The sequence below is a fragment of the Moorena sp. SIO3I6 genome (assembly GCF_010672095.1).
The window spans coordinates 1-19,546 of record NZ_JAAHHU010000116.1 but is presented as its reverse complement, the minus strand read 5'-3'; the positions used below and the strand labels follow the sequence as shown (position 1 = coordinate 19,546).

Below are 19,546 nucleotides of genomic sequence, written 5' to 3'. Positions count from 1 at the left end.
TGAATCAAGCCTTGGGAAATATAGTATTTGACTCAATAGAACCCCTTGAAGACCTTGTTGAGCAACGCTGGCGCTATTTGCTCAATTCCCTGAGAGTTGATCCGCTGCATCAGCTTCTATCATTGGTAGCCTGAGGTAATGGAAGAAGCTGCTTAACTATGGTCAATTAATGTGACTTGATATGAGAGACTTGGTAAAGTAAAAAAAATCAGAATAATTATCGATGTCAGGAGTACCGAAAATAGACATTGCTGAATCAGTAGAAGAACTAAAATCTCTAATGAAGCAGCAGAAAACGAGATTGGGATATGGGGTGCGACTAGTTATAACTAGGAGCCTGTAGAGTATACAGGGTAAACGCATCGAAATTTGTATCAAAATTTACAGTTAAAAACTAAACAATAATATCAAAAATCTATAATTACCCTGTTGATTCTCAATAAGCACAATTCATTCTCAATTCTTGGCCGTGTTATCCTTGGTCGATTTGAGAGTACTCTACATTCGGGTTTCGTACGCAAATCCGACTTTGATTATTGTTCAAAGTCAGCGTAAAATTTGTTGACTTTGAACAAAAAAAAACTGCTTTAGGATGGGATTTATTCGAATTAAAAAAAAAATTGACTTAATGAGAGTTTTGTATGTTACCATTTAGACCAAATTAGATGCGTTTACCCTGGTATAAAAGACAGGGGTATGAGTTAGGGAAAGAACGTCAATAAAAGAATAATGAAGATGAGAGAATCGAAAGAATTAGGGGCTTACATTCTTGGGCCAGATCAAGAAGTTGAGTCACAAAATCTCTTAAGTGATTACTACAGTATCCAACCTCAACCAGGTGACACAAAGCAACGTGTAAAATTTGGTACAGCTGGGCATCGAGGTACATCGACCTTGGGAAGTTTTAATGAAGCTCATATTCTTGCGATCGCTCAGGCGATCGCGGAATTTCGTCAACAACAGGGAATTTGTGGTCCAATGTTTGTAGGAATGGATACTCATGGCCTGTCATCACCCGCCCAAAGAACTGTCTTAGAAGTTTTCTCTGCCCATGAAATAGATATTTACATTGCTCCCTTGACGGGGGATGCTCGCTATACGCCAACACCAGTTATTTCCTATGCAATTCTTCACTATAATAGGGGGAAGATAAGACATTTGGCTGATGGCCTGATTATCACCCCGTCTCATAATCCTCCTTGCGACGGCGGTATAAAGTACAACTCGCCCTCAGGTGGGCCAGCGCAGCCCATAGCAACTCAATGGATTGAGGCGCGTGCTAATCAACTCTTAGGGAATGGTAATCGAGAGGTCAAGCGGTGGACCTATGAAAAAGCTCTAAAGGCTCCTACCACTCATATTTACGATTATATTTCTGGTTATGTTAGAGATTTATGCACAGTTGTAGACTTAAAAGCTCTTTCCACCTCAGATATTCATATTGGTGTTGATCCGTTAGGTGGTTCGAGTGTTTGTTACTGGGATGCAATTGCTGAGCATTATCAACTCAAGCTAGATATCCTTGAGCGAACCATTGATCCAAGTTTTTATTTTCTGGCACCTGATTGGGATGGCAAGCGCCGCATGGATTGCTCTTCTCCTGAGGTCATGGCTAACTTAGTGAAAGTAAGAGATAAGTATGATATAGCTTTTGGCAATGATGCAGATAGCGATCGCTTTGGTGTGGTCACACCTAATGCTGGTTTAATCCCTCCCAACCACTTTCTTGCTGTAGCAATTGGTTATCTGGCTCAATCGCGATCTGATTGGTCTGCCAGCGGTGTTATCGGTAAATCTATTGTGACCAGTGATATGCTCAATCGGGTTGCTCGTTCGATTGGCTACTCACTCTATGAAGCTCCCATTGGATTCAGATGGTTTGTTCCAGGACTGCAAGAAGGTAGTCTAAATTTTGCTGGTGAGGAAAGTGCTGGAGCATCTTTTCAGCGTAAAGACGGTTCTGTATGGACAACAGATAAAGATGGGATTGTCATGAACTTGTTGGCAGCAGAAATTTTTGCGAAAAGTGGAAAGGATCTCAGCAGGCACTATCAAGATTTAACCGATAAGTATGGTGAATGTTACTATACTAAGATTTTTGTTCCTGCTAAACCAGGCCAAAAGAAAAAACTAAGTCAACTCTCAGAGTTTGAAATAAGTGCGTCTACTCTGGCGGGGGATCCTATTGTTGCTAAATTTACCAGGGCTCCGGCGAATGATGCATCATTGGGAGGGATTAAGATCAGGACGACTAATGGATGGTTTGTTGCTCGTCCGTCAGGAACGGAAATGGTAGAGCCCGTTTATAAGGTTTATGGAGAAAGTTTCAAAAGTGAGCATCATCTGGACTTGCTTATGCAAGAAGCTATCCAGATTGTAAATAATGTTACTCAATAAATTTTACTAGTTACTAGTTAGTATAAATACGAACAATAAATACTCTAAATTAAACCGGGCTGATGGCTTATAACTCACATTCCGCAGGTCCTCATGTACGTTTTGAAGATTTTAAAAGTCAGACGGGGCAATGGTTTCAGGAATTAAGTCCCAACCGACTCACGGTTGAATAGTCCTTCATTGTCGGCTATTCGACCCCATTGGGTCGGCTATTAGTGGCGCAGCGAACGCACAGTTTACGCAATTGCTACCCTCAATCGTTGCCCCAACTAATCTCTCCCCTGGACGACTCACATGCCCGAATTGACTGGGGTTTGAGCTGGCTAGCACCACGCTCGTATTAATCTGGGTTTAATGCTTATATAGTAAGCATTCTAGCATTTTTAATAAAATCCCCCAGCAACACTGTCAACCTGCGGAATGTGGGTTATAAGATTTTTCATCGTCGCTGCCATTACAGTGCTGATGAAGTTAGGTGGGCTTCTAGGAAAATACTTGAATGCCTCTACAGTTTGAGAATTTTGTGACCAGGCTCGTGAGTTAAATGTTGTGTTAGTAACTGGGGAGAAATTTCTCTACAGGTCAGCTCGGCTCAAAACATCTTTGTAGAATTTAACGATAGTTTCTGCCATGAGTTTGGAATGCCAAGATTTTTCGTACACAGCTCTTGCCTTTTTGCCAGCATGCAGTAAATGTTCTCGATTATAGGCAATACATTTGATTGCATTCGCCAATGCTCTGGAATCTCCTTTTTCGACCAGCATGGCCCAATCGCCATCATTGACAAGTTCTGGTATACCGCCCACATTCGTTGCAATGAAGGTGCGACCTGATGCCATAATCTCGAGCAACGAAAGGGGAAGGCCTTCAAGCAAAGACGGCAAAACAAATAAGCTACACTGCTCGATCGCTTCATAGATATCCTCAACATAGCCATGTAAAATCACCGAATTCTCCAGCTCAAAGGCACGAATGAGAGACTCGACTCGGTAACGCTCTTGTCCATCACCGTATAAATGGAGCGTTATCTGAGAGTTTTCAGCCTTGAGCATTGCCATTGCTGCTAATAGGAATTCTAACCCTTTTTCCTCAGACAAACGGCTGATACAACCAATATGGTTAAATGCAGTCTCTGCAATTGGACTCATAAAGGTTTCCCAGGATCTATTCTGGGGAGGTAAAAAGGAGGGAATCACATGTAGAGGCTTGTTTTTGTCACGTAAACGCCAAATGTTACTTGCTGCCTGATAAGACATGGCAATCACACCCTGAACGTTCTGCAACACATATTGTTCATCTTTGCCCATCCACCAAACTGAGGGAGAAGCATTGGTGGTTTCTGTAACTACAATCGGAATGTTGTTATGCGCTGTATCTGTTGTATGTTGCACCCAGGCACAAGCTAAGGACTCCACCGGAATAAAGTGAAGGATGTCCCATGACTGTTGTACTAATAACGCTTGGAGAGTATTGAGTTTTTTGTCTAGGGAACCCTCGACATCTAAAGAAATAAAACGAATGTTTTGCTGTTGTAATTGTGCTGTAAAGCTAGGGTGAATGGTTCCTTCCGCGATCATAACCGTCACCTGGTGTCCCAACAGGTCTAAAGCCAGTGCAGTGGCCATGGTTAGGACCTCCGATCCTCCCATATGCTCGAGCCATTGAGTCACAATTACGATGTTCATGGATTGCCAATATTCATAGGTACACTTCTATGTACCTAGTGTACTAATTAGTTTGCAATGCTAATTGATTAAAGCGTCAGGTCTTCTGACGCCAAATACGTTCCACAGCCGTTCCGGCTACAATGCGCTGAGCATGAAACTTAACCCGCTCAAGATCTTCGGAAGAGACTTGTGAGGAATATAGTTGTAAATTTTGGAGCTTTTCTTCAAGGTGTTGACAGATGTCAATCATTTCTAACTCAGCAGCACCTAAGGTTTGCTGAACCCAGGTTTCAATTGTACTGAGTTCTTCAAACCCCGTATAGGGAACATCTTCATAAAAAATCTTTTCCAGCGAAGAAGTGGCTGACCATAACAAAACAGCTTTCTGCAGAATGATGTGATCGATATGGTTGCCAATTCCCAGAGGAACCCAAAGGCGTGTTACACCAGTTTGCGTGTTTAAAAAGGACTGAATAGCTTGAATACTTGCTTCCGCATCGGGATCCTGACGATAATCAGTTACAGTAAAGATTGTATCCAGGTTAGTATAACCCCGAAGTGTCACATCCTTAAGACCGATGCCCTCATGCTGAAGCCCTAACTTATTCGCGTAGGCGATATCCTCTGCATATCGAATATTGCAAATAACGGCCTCGGAGGATCCTGATTCCACACTATAGGGCGCATAAATGCTCTTTTGAAAAACAGTCACAAGCTTAGGTTCGTGACAATATCCTTTCAGCAGAAGACCACCAATCGAATAAGCAACATCATCAGCGTGGGCTGAGAGAAGTAAGTCCATACACGTATTTGAAGTTTTTCAACTACACTGTGCAAAATTCTAAAGACATCCCTGAGGTAAAGCTGGCTGGCTGCATGGGATGAAGACGCTTGTACACAGATACCAACCTTAGACCGACGTCTAAAGCAATCTTTTCTAGTTCTTCTTGATGGTACAATCGCTGTCGGAGTGTACGATAGACTGTGCGCTCAACTGTCCCATCAGGTGCAATCCATTCAAATATTTGGTTACTTGTCATGATTTGTCTATGGGGATCGTAATCTTCAGCTGAGCGCATGGCAACAGAGCGATTCCCAGAAGGGGTTGATACTTGATGAACAATCCCAAAAAAAAGCATTGGTTTAGCTCCGGCTTGGCTAGCTTTGGCCAGTCGTTCTTGACTGCGACCACGTAAATCTGTCATAAAACGTCCTCCTAGCTTAAGGCTAAGGGCAATATTCTTAAGGGCACTCCGTAAACTAGATTTGTCCAGAAAATGGGTTAGAAAGTCATCGACTGCGATCGCAACATCAACCTTCTTCCCATAGGAAGATGTCACAATATCCAGGGAACTGAGATGTAGATTATCTTGCAGGCTAGAGTGTCCTTCCTGGCTGAAACTTTTTAACTTGTCCTGGAAGAAAGAAATCATCTCTGGCGAGCAATCAACTGCGTGGACCTCATAATTACATTGAGCCAGAGGAATTGCTAAGCGACCTGTCCCACAACCAATATCTAAGATACGATGCTCTCCAGATTTCAGCGCCGACTGATAGTATTCAACCGTATCACCGCTATCAGCATCTCCAGAAGCAGAATCCAGTAATACTGGTTCGTAAAAGAGATGTTCCCAGGGACAGCAATATTTTTCCTGCATTGATTGCATCTCCTAAAGTTGTACTCGGTATTCTGACCAGTTCGGATCGATCATATCCTCTAGGTCCATATAGCGACGGTTGTAGCACCAATTACAATCACCACAGATTGCAATTTCCTGTCCCTGATTGAAGCGTGCCAAGTGCTCTTTCCTCAGTTGAACCATCTCGGGACCATTCCAGAAATCTTCGAAGCTTCCCTCACTCCAATTTGCAAATGTGAACTCTTCCACCCCATTAAGGTGATCACAAAATCCCATGCGTCCTCGACTATTGACATAAAGGTATTGCCAAGGATGAATACACAATTTTCTAACCGCTGGCTCATACACTTGTTCTTCAATCAATGAGGCAGAAAGTTCAATACGAGCCCCTGTTTCCTCAACTAGGGTTTTCAAAGCAGCTGTTTCTGCTTTCACGGTTTGGATATGGTACTTCAGATGATTTGGATCGCCATCACTGGTTTTCAAGGGCTCCAGCTTAAAACGGTCAATCCCAAGGTCGAGACCGATGTGAACAATATTCTTGATATCCAGCAAGTTCATACCACTGGCAGTAATGCAGAAATAAACTTGCTGCTTTGGATCTAACCCCGAAGTTTCTGCTGCTCGGATGATCTGGCGAACATTTGCCAACATTTTTTCTAGTTTTGCTCCTACTCGCAGCTGTTCATAGAGTTCGGGATCCGCTGCATCAATGGAAACACCAACAATCACCCCCGCTTCTCCAAGCTTCTGCCACAGGTGGGGTTTATTTACTGTTGCATTAGTGATCAATTTTTTCTGCAGTGGAAACCGCATAGCATAATCGAGATATGCCTCGAAATTAGGTAGTAGTGTACTTTCACCCCAACCGCGCAAATCGACAAAGCGGGCATGAGGAAAAAGTGCATCTGCAATCTCTTTGAACACCTCTAGCGACAGAACATCACCCGCAACGGCTGATTGTCGACACATGGGACAGAGAAGATTACACCGATCAGTTAATTCAATGTAAAGTCCCTGTGGATAATCGCTACAGTGAGCTGAAACTATTTGTGTTTGAGAATTGTTTTCGATTGTTTTGCTGATGGATAACATAAATTATCTCCTCAAAAAATGATACTAATTAATATGGAAAAGCCTTCTAACAGCCCTACAGTCATGACTTAGGCATCATTTGAATCCTCCAAAAGCGATATCCGGGAGGATGAAAGCAAATTAGAACAAACATAATTGACCTGATCTAATGTCATCGTTGGATACAGAGGAAGGGTTATCACCCTTTGAGAAAACGCCTTACTTTTTTCGACTCCAGAAGCTTCTAAATGTCCAAAAGCAGTAAAATTAGTAATGCAGGGATAATGTAGACTGGTTTGGATGCCTGCAAGCTTCAAGTCTTGAACAACACGTTCACGTGTACGTTGATCGGGTGCGACAATTGGCATTAAATGATAAGCTGAGTCACCAGAGAAATGGCGGAAAGGAATTATCCAATTAGACAATGAATCCAGCTGACTATAATAGGCATTCACGATTTCCTGTCGTCGATGATTATTGCTCTCTAGCTTTTGAAGTTGTGTGCGTCCTAAGGCAGCTCTGATTTCATCAAAACGATAGTTAAAACCATGTAGAACTACATCGTAAGATCGGGCGTGTCCCTTGTGGCGTTCCCAGGTTAGCGTAGTCATTCCGTGGGAGCGCAATAAGCGAACACGCTTGGCCAAATCGTCTTGATCGGTTGTGATGAGCCCTCCTTCTCCTGTCGCCAGGTTTTTATTACTAAAGAACGAGAAACAGGCAATATCTCCCAGTTGTCCCACTCGATGACCGTGAGGAAACCGAGCTTGTGAGTCCAGGTAGCGAGCACCCACTGCATGGCAAGCATCCTCAATCACGGCTAAATCATGGCGTTCACAGAGGGCTCGAAGGTCAGCCATGCGACAGGGATATCCTCCATAGTGCATAACGACAATTGCCTTTGTTTGCTGCGTAATTCGATGTTCAACATCTGTGATATCAAGGGTTGGTTCATCCAGGCTAATGATATCTGCAAAAATGGGGCGAACACCCACTGCAATAGCCGTGTTAGCCGCAGCAACAAAATTAAGCGCAGGTTGAATAACTTCGTCTTCTTTTCCTAATCCCAAAGCCAGGTAAGCGAGTTGCAGGGCAGCGGTACCACTCGAAACGGCGATCGCGTGCTTAACTCCCAAAAACGATGAAAACTCTTCCTCAAAAACTTTGACTTCTGGCCCCATAGACAGCCATTGCCGCTGGAGAACTCGCTGAATAGCCTTTTCTTCTTCTACTCCGTAATCCAAATCGCTGAGGGGAACTTTCCAGTTAGACAAGGTCAAATTCCTCCCGTTTCTCAGCAAATAAATCTTGGGCTTTTGCATAGTCATCGGGCCGACCAATATCTAGCCAAAGGCAATTGGCAGGATAAGCACAGACTTGCTCGCCTTCCTCTATTAGCCGTAAAACTAAGTCTGGGAGATCGAGGTATTTGCCATACTCAATATATTTAAGGACACGGGGCTCATAGGCATAGATCCCCATGCTGACCGGATAAGAGGTCTCTGGCTTTTCGATGTAGTCAATCACTTGATGGTGGTCATTCAGCTTCAAGACACCCAAATCAATCTTGACATTCCGAGTATAGCAGGCGATCGTAAGTGCCGCATTCTTATCTCGATGAAACTGAATAAGATGGTTAAAATTTAAATCAGTGAGTAAATCACCATTCATGACCAAAAATGTTTGGTCAAGATTTGGAATGAAGGATAACGAGCCTGCAGTTCCCGTTGGCTCTTCCTCTTCAACAAAATCCAGGTTTATTTTTTCTACCAAGCTATGTCGATGATCAAAGTAAGCCTTCACCAACTCTGCTAAATGGCCCAATGTTAGGGTAATGTTGGTAATGCCATAGCGAAGCAGACGGCGGATGAGAATTTCTATAATCGGAACATCACCTAGTGGAACTAAAGGTTTAGGAAAATTGACTGTAAAGGGCTTAAGGCGCGTGCCTTTTCCTCCAGCTAAAATGACAGCCTTCATTCCTGCGGTAAGATGGTGATCGGTACTTGAGCCAGACCCTTTCATACTACCTCTCAGACAACATAGTCTTGATTTCGATATTGAGCTTGGTGCTGTTTCATATATTCAGCAACCTGTAATAGTCCTGCTTCCAAAGACACCTGAGGCTGCCATCCTAATCGCTGTTTTGCATTTGAAGCATCACACAAAAGTAGATCAACTTCACTTTGCTTGGGACGTTGCCGTTCAGCCGTACTTATAATCTCAGCATGACTGTTTACGACCTTTAAGCAAGTATGGGCAATTTCTGCCACGCTCACTGCATTACCCTGTCCAAAATGGATAGTTTCTCCCTCGATACCTGATGCTTCTGATGCCAATAAGAAGGCTCTCGCAGTGTCCAATACAAAGGTTAAGTCTCGCTTGGGCGTTAAATTTCCTAAACGAATTGTGTTCGTTCCTGCCATAGCCTGAGACAGCACCGTTGGAATAATAGCCCGCGCTGACTGCCGAGGACCATAGGTGTTAAATGGTCGTAGGGTAACGACAGGCAAGTCATAAGTGCAAAAGAAAGATTCCGCAAGTTTATCAGCTGCAATCTTACTCGCAGCATAAGGAGATTGAGCCTGTAAAGGATGATCCTCCCTCATCGGTGTATAGAGGGCAGTACCGTACACTTCACTAGTTGAAGTAATAATAACCCGACGCACTGTTTTTTGTCGGCAGGCTTGCAAGATATTCAAAGTTCCACCTGTATTGGTTGCAAGATAAGAAGCAGGAGCGTGATAGGAATAGGGAATTCCGATCAATGCTGCCAGATGGAAAACAACCTCGCAATTTGCAACCAGATCTGTCACGAAGTAGGGATCGGTAATATCGCCTAGACAAACCTCTAGATTTTCTCGTAACTGAGGCTGAATGTCTTGAAGATGTCCCCAGCTGCCTTGACTATTGTAACGAACCAAAGCTCTGACTTGATGCCCATTCTGAAGCAACATCTCAACAAGATGGCTAGCAATAAATCCACCTGCACCCGTTACTAAAACTGTCATAGCTACTCTTTAGAAATTAGGTTAATCTAGAGATTAGAAGCTGAAATAGCGTCGATGATTTCATCAGGAGAGTCTGCAAGCAGCGAAGCATGCAAAATATATTTAACTGCATCCAGAAGATCAGACGCTAAATACGAAACTTCTGCAGCATTTGTCCATTCAGGTCGATAGAGATTAGATTGAATTAAACAACTTCCTTTGCAGCCAGCGTTGGCCCCTGCTAAAACGTCACTAATTGAATCTCCAATCATCCAACTTTGTGAAATTGAGAGCCCCATTTCTTGCGCAGCCCGCAGTAGCATGCCTGGCCCAGGTTTGCGGTCAATGTGCTCGATCTGCGTCAGGTCTGAAGTTTGAGGAACATGGGGACAGTAATAAATAGCATCAATGCCAATCCCTTGGTCGTGAAGTAGCATCTCCAGTCTGGCATGAATAGATTCTAAGCCCTTCAGACTTAACATCCCCCTTCCTACAACAGATTGATTCGTGACTACGACGCAAGCAAACCCAGCTTCTCGTAGCAAAGATAGTGCAGAAACAGCAGTGGGCTCTAACTCTACATCCTCAGGATTGCAGAGATGGTGAACATGCTTGATCAATGTGCCATCCCGGTCTAAGAAGATCGCTGGCTTAAGTTTTAACTGAGTTGCCATAAGAAGAATTGACCCTAAACATCAATCTTATCTTCAAATAATCCACAAATCTTCTGGCTAAACATATGTCCTAAAACGAGCTGAACATCTTCGATAACACCATAATTATTAGAGGGAATCGTAAGGTTCAAATCAGCCATTGAAGCAACTTTACCACCACCAAACCCGGTGATCGATATCGTTTTGATACTGAGATCTTGAGCAGTTGCACAGGCTTCTAAAATGTCAGGCGAATTACCTGAGGCCGTTAGCATCAATAAAAGGTCACCCGGATTGCCTGTTTCCTTAACCTGAAAACTAAAGATCTTTCGGAAATCAAAGTCATTGCCAAGTGCAGTAATAATCGATGGAGAGCCTGCCAAATTGAGAACTCGCAGCCGTGATTGATAGGTGCGAAAAGCACTAGTTAAGTCACAGTGATAATGGGATGCATTACTGGCACTGCCACCATTCCCAATGAGCAAAACCTGTGCCTGTCGTAATCCAACATCTGCAATGAGATGGGCGATCGCTTCAACCGTATCAAAATCCAAATTAGCGAGTACATCACTGAGTGTTTTAGCATATTTCCTTGGATTTTCAATTATCTGTCGAGGCCGATATTTGCTCTTTTTTATTGATGTAACAGGACTCATGATTTTAATATTTATTTTACAAGACTGCATTTATATTTCGAGTCAAAAAAATTGGGAAAAATCTTGACGAAACTGGTCTAGTCGGCTCGGGGTACCAATGTCATAAAAACGATGTTTACTCATAAAGGTTTGCATTGTTCCAGCGGATGCGAAATCTGGAAAAATATCTTCTTCTAAGCTAGCTGGAATTTTATTGGGAAAGTTATCTATATGGTTAAGATGTAAGACTAAAGCCCCTGCATCAACATATTCAAGTTTCAGATCGGGTCTATCTTTAATGTATTGCTGGAGAAATCCATCAGGGCTGACTCGAACATTATTGGGAACCGGCAGTTCACCTTGATTTGGATAGATTGTCATGATGGCTGTTTGATCGTACTGCTGAGAATGTTGAAACATCAGCGAGTAGTCACACGGCAGAAAAGAGTCACCGTAGACAACAACAAATACATCATTCAACTTTTCATAGGCATTGGATAAGCAGCCTGCTGTCCCTAATGGCATTGTTTCGACACTATATTCAATCTCAACATTCCACTTATGGCCATTACCAAAGTAATCTTTCACTTGTTCCCAGCGATAGCCAAGTAATAGCAAGATTGACCGAATGCCCTGTCGCTGTAGATACTGAATTTGGTACTCCAAGAAAGGATGTTCTTCAACTGGAGCCATAACCTTTGGCAAAGTATCTGTAAGAGGAGCAAGACGCGTTCCTCTTCCTCCTGCGAGAATAACAGCCTGATCAAACATGATTAGGCCTCCTGCATTGCTTTTGTTGAGACAGAACTGTGTGTTTGAGAAAATACATCAATATCTCTACGGGCTCGCTCTATCGCCGTGAGTATCTCAGCCTCATTAACACAGACTAAAGGTTTTTCATGAGTCATCGCAACCAGACCAATCGACCGCAATAAAACAAAGGGATGTTGTTCTAAACCTGAACTGAGATAGCCATGTTTGTTGTCCTTCCGGATCAGTTGGAGGGTTTTGTCAAAATCGAGGGTCTGTGGAAATTGAATCTTCGGATTAGCACCATGGAGTAGACGGTAGTGTAACCAATACTCCTCTTCACTTAACCATTCTCGATTTAAGGAGATGGCAGAAGCTACTAACATTCCTAATCCAACAGCAATCCCATGGGATAATTCACTGTGCTGGACCTCTAAAGCGTGACCCACCGTATGGCCATACTCCAGGGAAATCCCTATTCCCTTTTCATAAGGATCGATAAGAAGTAGCTTCTGTTTTGCCTTTATCCCGAGCAAAACTAATTGAATCCACGTGGAATCATTAGCTGGCTGCCTAATCAAGGAGACCAGCTTTTCTGTTTGTTCAGCATCAAAAACAAGGCAATTTTTGATTAGTTCATTGATGCCAGCAATAAGTTCTTTTTCAGGCAAAGTCTTCAAGAAATTGACAGAGACAAAACTAGCTTCAGGTAAGTAGTACATGCCAAACAGGTTCTTCCCACGCTGACCATTTACGGCCTGTTTGAGTGATAAAATTGAATCTGACATGGCCAGGAAGGTTGTTGGCATATGAACCATAGAAATGCCTCGGTAAAGCAGGCCTGCAACCATCCCAGCAATATTCCCTGCAAGCCCGCCTCCAAGGGCAATCACGATACTGCGGCGAGTTACCCCCGCTGCAATCGCCTCTTCTAAGAGACGATTAACTTGATCTAAGGTCTTTAATTTCTCAGAGGGTTTGACCAGCGCTTTACGCACTGAAAAATTAGAACAATATCGTGATTCAATGACAGTTCCATACAGTTCCCAAACACGATCATCTGCGATAAAAAATATTTGATCAGGATTCTTTTGTTGGCAAAACTTAATGCACTCATGATGTACATCTTGACCAATCAGGATGGGCATGTTGCGCTCGCCAAAGTTGAAGCAAACTTCAAGAAATTTGCTGCTTTTTAGCTGCTCACTAAAGTTCGGGGAAAGCAAAGTTTTCATAATTTCTAATTTATCCCAGAATAGATTTTGTGAAGTGCCGCTGCAATCATATCCATATCCTCACGGGGTGACAATAAAACAGAGTGGTGTAACAGTAAGGTTTTTTCATGTACTTCTTCTGAAGAAGGAAGATGAAAACGTTTTTTGTCAACTAAACTTTTCACTGACTCTGACTGCTGAACCCAAGCTTTTTTCTCAGGAACGTACAGTGGATGACGTGATAGAGGAACATATGGTTGATGTACCCATGTTCCAAGCTCTGCTGAGAGTGCTTCCCCAACCCAGGCAACGGTTTTTCCCCGTAAAAATGTCTCATTTAAGAAAAAAGCAAAATGGTAATAGACTTCCTCATCATCTGGTTCGTGATAAGACGGAATAGAAATACCAGGCAATTGTTGTAAGAGCTGGGCAAGATAAGCTGCATTGCTTCTTCTCTGTTCATTTTGGGCTTTAAGCTTTTTAAGCTGGATCGTTAAGATTGCAAGCTGAATATCAGAAAGACATCGATTACGTCCACTAAGGACGTGGCCAGATTCCAGCAACTCTGTTCGTCCTAAAGTACGACCATCTTCGCCTGCTAAGAAACGTCCATCTGTACGAAAGCGATAAATTCTCTCGGCTAGGTCATCATCATTCGTGACGCAGCATCCTCCCTCCCCTGCAGTCAAAGGCTTACCCTGTTGCATGCTAAATGCTCCAACTTGACCGAGTGTACCCACGCACTTACCTTTCCAGCGTGCGCCATGGGACTGGGCGCAGTCTTCTATAATTGTTAAACCATGCTCTTTAGCAATCTGACATAGTGCCGACATATTGGCAATACGACTGTAGAGATGAACTACCAAAATTGCCTTAGTCTTAGAAGTAATCAGCTGCTTCACTGATTTGGGATCAAGACACATGGTCTTTGGATCAACATCAGCTAACACAGGAATCGCTTGCTGAGCCAGAACAGAATATGGACAAGCCACCCAAGTAAGCCCAGGCACAATGACTTCGTCCATCGGCTTAACATCACAAGCTTCCATCGCTAGCTCTAAAGCTGATGTCCCATGATCAGTTGGAATACAGTACTTAGCGCCCAGAAAGCTGCTAAATGCAGAAGCAAATATCTGTTCTTGTAAAGGTTTACCATTAGAGAATCCGCTGATGGTCCAACGCCCACTGCGTAATACTTTAATAACTTCCGATTCAGTTTCTGCATCGGATTGAGGCCATGTGGGCCACTGCCTTTCGAAGATAGGGGTTCCTCCATCAATGGCTAACCTGCTAATTTGACGAACTATCATATCGAATATCGATAATTGTCATCTGAATTGGAAACTCCACCCAAATAGTATTTAACAGTAGCTTGTTGACTGGAAGCAAACCGAAAATCAATATTTAAGATTTTCTTTAGAATCTTGTCATCTTCTCCTACCTGATTATCCAGCTCTTCTTGAGTGAATTCTGCATTAAAGCCAATACGCAGCAGTGATTTAGTCCTGAACAACCACTCATTCATATCTACCGTTGCTACATTTCGAGGATCGTCTGAAACTCGAGGACCATCATACACAACAGCATCTCCCAAACGGATAACTTCGTTGTCTACACACCATTTATAGAGAAGAGTTGCAGTCTTTGGATCTGCATGCCAGGGATAATAATCCCCTTCAAAAAGAGAACCGTCAGGGTGGAGTAGAATCCTCCAAGAGTAGGCAGCATCTAGTTGCTGCTCTTGAATACAGTGCAACAAACTACTTAGATGATTAGGCAAAAACTCATTATCGTCATCTAGAAAACAGACAAAAGGTTCCTGGATTTTTTCTAGGGCAGACTGACGTAGTTTAGCCATGCGAGGAGAGGAGTGCTCGTGGTAGGGTACATCTTCAATGGCTACCCACCTGACAAGATCTTTGATTGGTTTGAGTACTGGGCTAGTTTTTAACTCATTAACTCGTTCTGAAAAGACATAATGTATTGTAGGTACTTGCTGTAGTCTGACGCTATTGATGCAGCGCTCTAATTCTCTGTCTCGATCTACACAAAATGTAATAACGGCTACAGTTAACATGTAGTACAGCCCTTTTTAGATGCGAATAAAGCGACGTAAGCATAGTTGCCAAGAAGCTAGACCTATCCTAGATCTGTATGCGTTTAAACCCTCTAACTTTAAATATTTCGTTAGATTTCTTGAATTCGCCAATACTGTGACCATTTATGCAACTTTCTCCTGGGGGGGTGATATCATGTCCGGTTAAATACTTATACTAAGCGTCGAAAGCAAGGCAGAGGGCAGAAGGCAGAAGGCAGAAGTAAAAAAGTAAGGTTTCAAGGGTAATGGTTTTTTATAACTAATTATCCGAACATAATATGATATGCAAGCTGAAATCCTTACTGGGTAATAATTTCAGCCCATAAGTTACAAAAAGATACATTCTGTTTTGGGCGCTCCTTTGGACGTAGTTATAATGGTTTGAGCTTCCAGAAAATGAATCGAGCGAGAGTTAATTTCCGACTGTATCTTCCCTGAGTTCATTGGCCTCAAAGCCTTATATAGCAAGCTTTTAATGGATAATTTCACCCCCTCAGCTAATCAAGACTTATTGGCTGAACTACCAGGGCAACAGAACATACTATTATCAGCTCAAACCAGGCCAAGGTTATACTCAACAAACCTATGTAACTCATCCTTGGGTAATTACAGATAATCAACACCACTGTCTGGGAGTCTATTACCCTGATTGACAAGCACGCACCGTCAACTATTCCAGCTAGTTTTTGTGCTCAGCTGAGTTAGAGCCCTTTAAACCCTGGATTGATCTAGCTAAGCGCTCAGCGCTCAGCTAGAAAAGCTTTATTTTGAGACAGGAAATTTAAAGCTAACCACCAATGGCGTTATTAGTACACGCCAGGATTAACGCGATCGTCGCCCGCATTATAAACTTCTGAGGTCTTAGTCACGGTAAAATTACCTTTATCAATTTCCTTTTGTAACTTTTTCTTCTGCTTTGCGCTGAGTCCCTTAATGTTCAGAACATCTTCTACTGACTCGTAGGGAGCATTATCAGCAATCTTACGAGCCAAGTTTGGGTAGAATCCGCGATATTTGCGAAACTTACGCAAAGGAGTATTGTTCAGGTCAGTCTTCTTACCAAACTCGGTGGCTAACTTGCGATCAGCCGCATTGCTCCGGGAACGAGCGATTAAAGCGGTAGATGAGGGCAACGTTAAGTTATTTAACGAAAATGTGTCTGCTGAAGACATAGGGGAAGCGATCGCATTTTGGGGTAAGCCCAAGCACCCCAAGCTAAGCACTAGAAGGCATAACACTGCCAGATGAACCAATTTTTTCATCATAAAACTCCTTACTTACACAACACAGCACTAAGAGAAATTAATCTCTGTGGGTTTAGTTTAATTTTTGTTTCTCATCATCTCATAATATCGAAGTCCAGACACAAGACCTAAACTTTTTCGAGAAGACGATTCCCACCCTAGTTCATTGACAAATGTTGCTTTGTAAGCTATGAGCTATCAGCTATAGCAAAGGGAACAGGGAACAGGGAACAGGGAACAGGGAGTAGGGAATATCGCATCAAAATTCTCTCAATTCCTACACGGATTGCTATATCAGCTATCAGCGTGTCGCGTATCAGCTATCAGCTTATGGGCTACAGATAGAGCTACTGTTAGCGCAGCGTGGCCAAAGGCCAAGGCCACGCTACGCCAATGGATGACGGCTGACCGCTGACGGCTGACCGCTGACCACTGAATAACGAATTCCTAAGCAAATCCTAAAATAGATCTAAAAGCTGACGAATAAACTTGAGTTTTGTGGCACTATAACAATCCTGAGAAGAACAAATAGCAACAGGATTTAGCCATGACTCTACGATTGGGGGATACCGTACCCGACTTTACTCAGAATTCTAGCGAAGGTGAGATTAATTTGTATCAATGGGCAGGAGATAGCTGGGTAGTGCTGTTTTCTCACCCAGCGGACTTCACCCCAGTTTGCACCACCGAGTTAGGTATGGTTGCTAAACTCAAGCCCGAATTTGAGAAGCGCAATGTTAAAGTGATAGCCTTGAGCGTGGATGATGTTGACTCCCACAAAGGCTGGATTGGAGATATCAACGAAACCCAGACAACAACGGTCAACTACCCTATTTTGGCGGATCCAGATAAAAAGGTGTCTGACCTTTACGATATGATCCACCCTAATGCTGACAATACCCTAACCGTACGCTCTGTTTTCGTCATCGACTCACAGAAGAAATTGCGGTTAGTGTTAACCTACCCTGCTAGCACCGGTCGTAACTTTGACGAAATCCTGCGAGTGATTGACTCTCTACAGTTGACCGATGACTATAAAGTCGCTACTCCCGTTAACTGGAAAGACGGGGATGACTGCGTTATTGTACCATCCATCAAAGATCCAGAAGAGTTGAAGGAACGGTTTCCCAAAGGATATGAGGTAATTAAGCCCTATCTGCGGATGACACCCCAACCTAACAAGTAATATCAAGTTCGGTTGAATACCCAGAATAAAAGTGTGGGGAGATGGGGAGATGGGGAGATGGGGAGATGGGGAGATGGGGAGATGGGGGAGATTTTTATTAAGCGATGCAGCGCGGTCTTGGGGGTTTCCCCCATGAGCGACTGCATCAAGACAGGGTAATTATCCTGACATGATATAAAATAATTATCAGGTCTGAAGGATGAAGGATTAAGGATTCTTCATCCTTCATTCTTAATTCTTCATTCTTAATTCTTCATTCTTCATTTTTAATTCTTAATTCTTCATTCTTTATAATTTGTAATTTAAACTTGATTGAAATGGATATCAAAGCAGATTTTGTTGATACAGTTGGGAATACACCACTGATTCGGTTAAACAGCTTTAGCGAAGAGACGGGTTGTGAAATCCTAGGGAAAGCTGAGTTTCTCAATCCAGGAGGTTCTGTAAAAGACCGAGCTGCCCTCTATATTATTAAAGATGCAGAAGAAAAAGGCTTACTCAAGCCTGGGGGTACAGTTGTTGAAGGAACCGCTGGCAATACAGGCATTGGTCTAGCCCATATCTGTAATGCTAAGGGATACAAGTGCCTGATTATTATCCCGGAAACTCAATCCCAAGAAAAAATGGATACCCTCAGAACCCTGGGAGCTGAAGTTCGCCCAGTGCCAGCAGTACCCTACAAAGACCCGAATAATTATGTAAAGCTTTCTGGACGCATTGCCCAAGAAATGGATAATGCCATCTGGGCGAATCAGTTTGATAATTTGGCAAACCGACAGGCTCATTATGAAACCACTGGGCCAGAGCTGTGGCAGCAAACTGACGGAAAAATTGATGCTTGGGTTTCAGCAACTGGTACAGGTGGGACCTATGCAGGGGTAGCGATGTATTTGAAAGAAAAAAATCCTAACCTTCAATGTGTGGTGGCTGACCCCATGGGCAGTGGTTTGTACAGTTATGTCAAGACCGGTGAAATTAAACCGGAAGGTAGCTCTATTACAGAAGGTATCGGTAACAGCCGTATTACTGGGAATATGGAAGGGGCTCCCATTGATGATGCCATTCAAATTGATGACCACGAATGTCTCCGGGTAGTTTACCAGCTGCTGAGCCGGGATGGATTATTTATGGGAGGGTCTGTCGGGATTAATGTCGGAGCTGCTGTTGCTCTGGCTAAACAAATGGGACCTGGTCATACAATTGTGACTGTACTTTGTGATGGCGGTGGTCGTTATCAATCACGGCTATTCAATCGGGAATGGTTGGTATCTAAAGGACTTTCTGTGGGTGATTGCACCTCTTGAGGAAAAAGGATCAAGGGTTCGTAATCTTTGTAAGTATTCAGCCAATGGGAACGGGCAACAGGGAACAGGGAGTAGAAAGAAATCCTTGACACTTGTTACTAATCTTTAAGAATAACACAAATAAAAACAAATAAAAGTACCCTTTCGAGTACTGTCACAGATGCAAGGAAACTTGGTATTCTAATTGATATGGATCAATATCAAGCCTTGCGCTGTGAGCACCTTGAGCACCCTAGGCACCACGGATGTCTCTAAAAAGACACCCACAGACACTCGTGCCAAGGCTTTCCACTTTGGAAAGACACCTCAAGTAAACTGAGCTTTTGGTTATAACTGGAACCATTACTCCTTCGCTCTCTGCGGCCTAGGGGCTGATCGCTGTTTGCATAAAGTGTAGCATGGGCGTTGCGGGTGAGCTGACCGCTCAGACTATATCAGTCTAGATCAGTGTCACAAATCAAGACTTAATTCTCATTATTTATTAAGAATAATCATGAGGCTTCTTCAAGAAAAACTGAAGTAATAAGCCTCAACTTGGTATGTTGATTTTTCTAGAGGAAGTACACCCGATGCAAACCCAAGACCTCCTAAAATCCCCTAATCGTCAAAAATTTGATGCAGTAGTTGATTCTAGCTGGAAACAAAAAGAAAACTCTGAGGTATATACATTTATTAAACGCCAACTCAAGTACTT

Annotated in this window: 19 protein-coding genes; 5 read left to right on the top strand and 14 right to left on the bottom strand. The window is 43.0% G+C overall.

Annotated elements, in window-relative coordinates; genetic code table 11:
• Positions 1-735: 735 nt before the first annotated feature.
• Positions 736-2,397, top strand: coding sequence for a phosphoglucomutase, alpha-D-glucose phosphate-specific (locus tag F6K49_RS25690; protein ID WP_293019856.1), 1,662 nt, complete (start codon positions 736-738; stop codon positions 2,395-2,397).
• Positions 2,398-2,972: 575 nt separating this feature from the next.
• Here F6K49_RS25690 and F6K49_RS25685 read toward each other — a convergent pair.
• The 13 genes from F6K49_RS25685 to F6K49_RS25625 form a co-directional block, all read right to left on the bottom strand.
• A complete protein-coding gene (locus F6K49_RS25685; RefSeq protein ID WP_293019857.1) occupies positions 2,973-4,046 on the bottom strand; it encodes a glycosyltransferase family 4 protein in 1,074 nt (357 codons plus the stop codon).
• Positions 4,047-4,158: 112 nt separating this feature from the next.
• Complete coding sequence (locus F6K49_RS25680) at positions 4,159-4,866, bottom strand: PIG-L family deacetylase (RefSeq protein WP_293019858.1); 708 nt, start codon at positions 4,864-4,866, stop codon at positions 4,159-4,161.
• Between the two features lie 22 nt (positions 4,867-4,888).
• Complete coding sequence (locus F6K49_RS25675; RefSeq protein WP_293019859.1) at positions 4,889-5,722, bottom strand: class I SAM-dependent methyltransferase; 834 nt, start codon at positions 5,720-5,722, stop codon at positions 4,889-4,891.
• 12 nt (positions 5,723-5,734) lie between these two features.
• The gene (locus F6K49_RS25670) at positions 5,735-6,799 is read right to left on the bottom strand and encodes a radical SAM protein (protein ID WP_293019860.1); all 1,065 of its coding nucleotides are present in this window, start codon (positions 6,797-6,799) and stop codon (positions 5,735-5,737) included.
• A gap of 68 nt (positions 6,800-6,867) precedes the next feature.
• Positions 6,868-8,052, bottom strand: coding sequence for a DegT/DnrJ/EryC1/StrS family aminotransferase (locus F6K49_RS25665; RefSeq protein ID WP_293019861.1), 1,185 nt, complete (start codon positions 8,050-8,052; stop codon positions 6,868-6,870).
• Entirely contained in the window at positions 8,045-8,758 is a 714-nt protein-coding gene (locus F6K49_RS25660; protein ID WP_293019862.1) for a sugar phosphate nucleotidyltransferase, read from the bottom strand. Before F6K49_RS25660 ends, F6K49_RS25665 begins: the two co-directional genes overlap by 8 nt.
• Before the next feature lie 53 nt (positions 8,759-8,811).
• The gene (locus F6K49_RS25655; protein ID WP_293019863.1) at positions 8,812-9,789 is read right to left on the bottom strand and encodes a GDP-mannose 4,6-dehydratase; all 978 of its coding nucleotides are present in this window, start codon (positions 9,787-9,789) and stop codon (positions 8,812-8,814) included.
• Positions 9,790-9,815: 26 nt separating this feature from the next.
• Positions 9,816-10,442 carry an HAD family hydrolase gene (locus tag F6K49_RS25650; protein WP_293019864.1) on the bottom strand — a complete coding sequence of 209 codons (627 nt, stop codon included), beginning with the start codon at positions 10,440-10,442 and terminating at the stop codon, positions 9,816-9,818.
• Positions 10,443-10,456: 14 nt separating this feature from the next.
• Positions 10,457-11,077: an SIS domain-containing protein gene (locus F6K49_RS25645; RefSeq protein WP_293019865.1), complete on the bottom strand. Its 621-nt coding sequence runs from the start codon at positions 11,075-11,077 to the stop codon at positions 10,457-10,459.
• A gap of 42 nt (positions 11,078-11,119) precedes the next feature.
• Positions 11,120-11,827, bottom strand: coding sequence for a sugar phosphate nucleotidyltransferase (locus F6K49_RS25640; protein ID WP_293019866.1), 708 nt, complete (start codon positions 11,825-11,827; stop codon positions 11,120-11,122).
• Positions 11,828-11,829: 2 nt separating this feature from the next.
• Positions 11,830-13,041 carry an iron-containing alcohol dehydrogenase gene (locus F6K49_RS25635; RefSeq protein WP_293019867.1) on the bottom strand — a complete coding sequence of 404 codons (1,212 nt, stop codon included), beginning with the start codon at positions 13,039-13,041 and terminating at the stop codon, positions 11,830-11,832.
• A 5-nt stretch (positions 13,042-13,046) separates the two neighbouring features.
• Positions 13,047-14,330 (bottom strand): DegT/DnrJ/EryC1/StrS family aminotransferase, encoded by a 1,284-nt coding sequence (locus F6K49_RS25630; protein ID WP_293101177.1) that lies wholly within the window; start codon positions 14,328-14,330, stop codon positions 13,047-13,049.
• On the bottom strand, positions 14,327-15,097 hold the full coding sequence (locus F6K49_RS25625) for a glycosyltransferase family A protein (RefSeq protein ID WP_293101173.1): 771 nt from the start codon (positions 15,095-15,097) through the stop codon (positions 14,327-14,329). The genes F6K49_RS25630 and F6K49_RS25625 overlap by 4 nt, the downstream gene beginning before the upstream one ends.
• A gap of 500 nt (positions 15,098-15,597) precedes the next feature.
• Here F6K49_RS25625 and F6K49_RS53555 point away from each other — a divergent pair, with 500 nt between their 5' ends.
• A complete protein-coding gene (locus tag F6K49_RS53555; RefSeq protein ID WP_366514228.1) occupies positions 15,598-15,771 on the top strand; it encodes a hypothetical protein in 174 nt (57 codons plus the stop codon).
• Positions 15,772-15,924: 153 nt separating this feature from the next.
• Here F6K49_RS53555 and psbU read toward each other — a convergent pair whose 3' ends face one another.
• Positions 15,925-16,380, bottom strand: a complete 456-nt coding sequence (psbU, locus tag F6K49_RS25620) for a photosystem II complex extrinsic protein PsbU (RefSeq protein WP_293020029.1) — start codon at positions 16,378-16,380, stop codon at positions 15,925-15,927.
• Positions 16,381-16,909: 529 nt separating this feature from the next.
• Here psbU and F6K49_RS25615 point away from each other — a divergent pair.
• From F6K49_RS25615 to F6K49_RS25605, 3 genes are all read left to right on the top strand, one after another.
• Positions 16,910-17,548 (top strand): peroxiredoxin, encoded by a 639-nt coding sequence (locus F6K49_RS25615; protein WP_293101170.1) that lies wholly within the window; start codon positions 16,910-16,912, stop codon positions 17,546-17,548.
• A gap of 33 nt (positions 17,549-17,581) precedes the next feature.
• Positions 17,582-17,707, top strand: a complete 126-nt coding sequence (locus F6K49_RS25610) for a hypothetical protein (protein ID WP_293101167.1) — start codon at positions 17,582-17,584, stop codon at positions 17,705-17,707.
• A 158-nt stretch (positions 17,708-17,865) separates the two neighbouring features.
• Entirely contained in the window at positions 17,866-18,852 is a 987-nt protein-coding gene (locus F6K49_RS25605) for a cysteine synthase A (RefSeq protein WP_293019870.1), read from the top strand.
• The last annotated feature ends 694 nt before the right edge of the window (positions 18,853-19,546 follow it).

Bases quoted from the DNA above. Each gene is read 5' to 3' on its own strand.
- F6K49_RS25690 (WP_293019856.1), top strand. From the start codon at position 736: ATGAGAGAATCGAAAGAATTAGGGGCTTACATTCTTGGGCCAGATCAA.
- F6K49_RS25685 (WP_293019857.1), bottom strand. From the start codon at position 4,046: ATGGGAGGATCGGAGGTCCTAACCATGGCCACTGCACTGGCTTTAGAC.
- F6K49_RS25680 (WP_293019858.1), bottom strand. From the start codon at position 4,866: ATGGACTTACTTCTCTCAGCCCACGCTGATGATGTTGCTTATTCGATT.
- F6K49_RS25675 (WP_293019859.1), bottom strand. From the start codon at position 5,722: ATGCAGGAAAAATATTGCTGTCCCTGGGAACATCTCTTTTACGAACCA.
- F6K49_RS25670 (WP_293019860.1), bottom strand. From the start codon at position 6,799: ATGTTATCCATCAGCAAAACAATCGAAAACAATTCTCAAACACAAATA.
- F6K49_RS25660 (WP_293019862.1), bottom strand. From the start codon at position 8,758: ATGAAGGCTGTCATTTTAGCTGGAGGAAAAGGCACGCGCCTTAAGCCC.
- F6K49_RS25655 (WP_293019863.1), bottom strand. From the start codon at position 9,789: ATGACAGTTTTAGTAACGGGTGCAGGTGGATTTATTGCTAGCCATCTT.
- F6K49_RS25650 (WP_293019864.1), bottom strand. From the start codon at position 10,442: ATGGCAACTCAGTTAAAACTTAAGCCAGCGATCTTCTTAGACCGGGAT.
- F6K49_RS25645 (WP_293019865.1), bottom strand. From the start codon at position 11,077: ATGAGTCCTGTTACATCAATAAAAAAGAGCAAATATCGGCCTCGACAG.
- F6K49_RS25640 (WP_293019866.1), bottom strand. From the start codon at position 11,827: ATGTTTGATCAGGCTGTTATTCTCGCAGGAGGAAGAGGAACGCGTCTT.
- F6K49_RS25635 (WP_293019867.1), bottom strand. From the start codon at position 13,041: ATGAAAACTTTGCTTTCCCCGAACTTTAGTGAGCAGCTAAAAAGCAGC.
- F6K49_RS25630 (WP_293101177.1), bottom strand. From the start codon at position 14,330: ATGATAGTTCGTCAAATTAGCAGGTTAGCCATTGATGGAGGAACCCCT.
- F6K49_RS25625 (WP_293101173.1), bottom strand. From the start codon at position 15,097: ATGTTAACTGTAGCCGTTATTACATTTTGTGTAGATCGAGACAGAGAA.
- psbU (WP_293020029.1), bottom strand. From the start codon at position 16,380: ATGAAAAAATTGGTTCATCTGGCAGTGTTATGCCTTCTAGTGCTTAGC.
- F6K49_RS25615 (WP_293101170.1), top strand. From the start codon at position 16,910: ATGACTCTACGATTGGGGGATACCGTACCCGACTTTACTCAGAATTCT.
- F6K49_RS25605 (WP_293019870.1), top strand. From the start codon at position 17,866: ATGGATATCAAAGCAGATTTTGTTGATACAGTTGGGAATACACCACTG.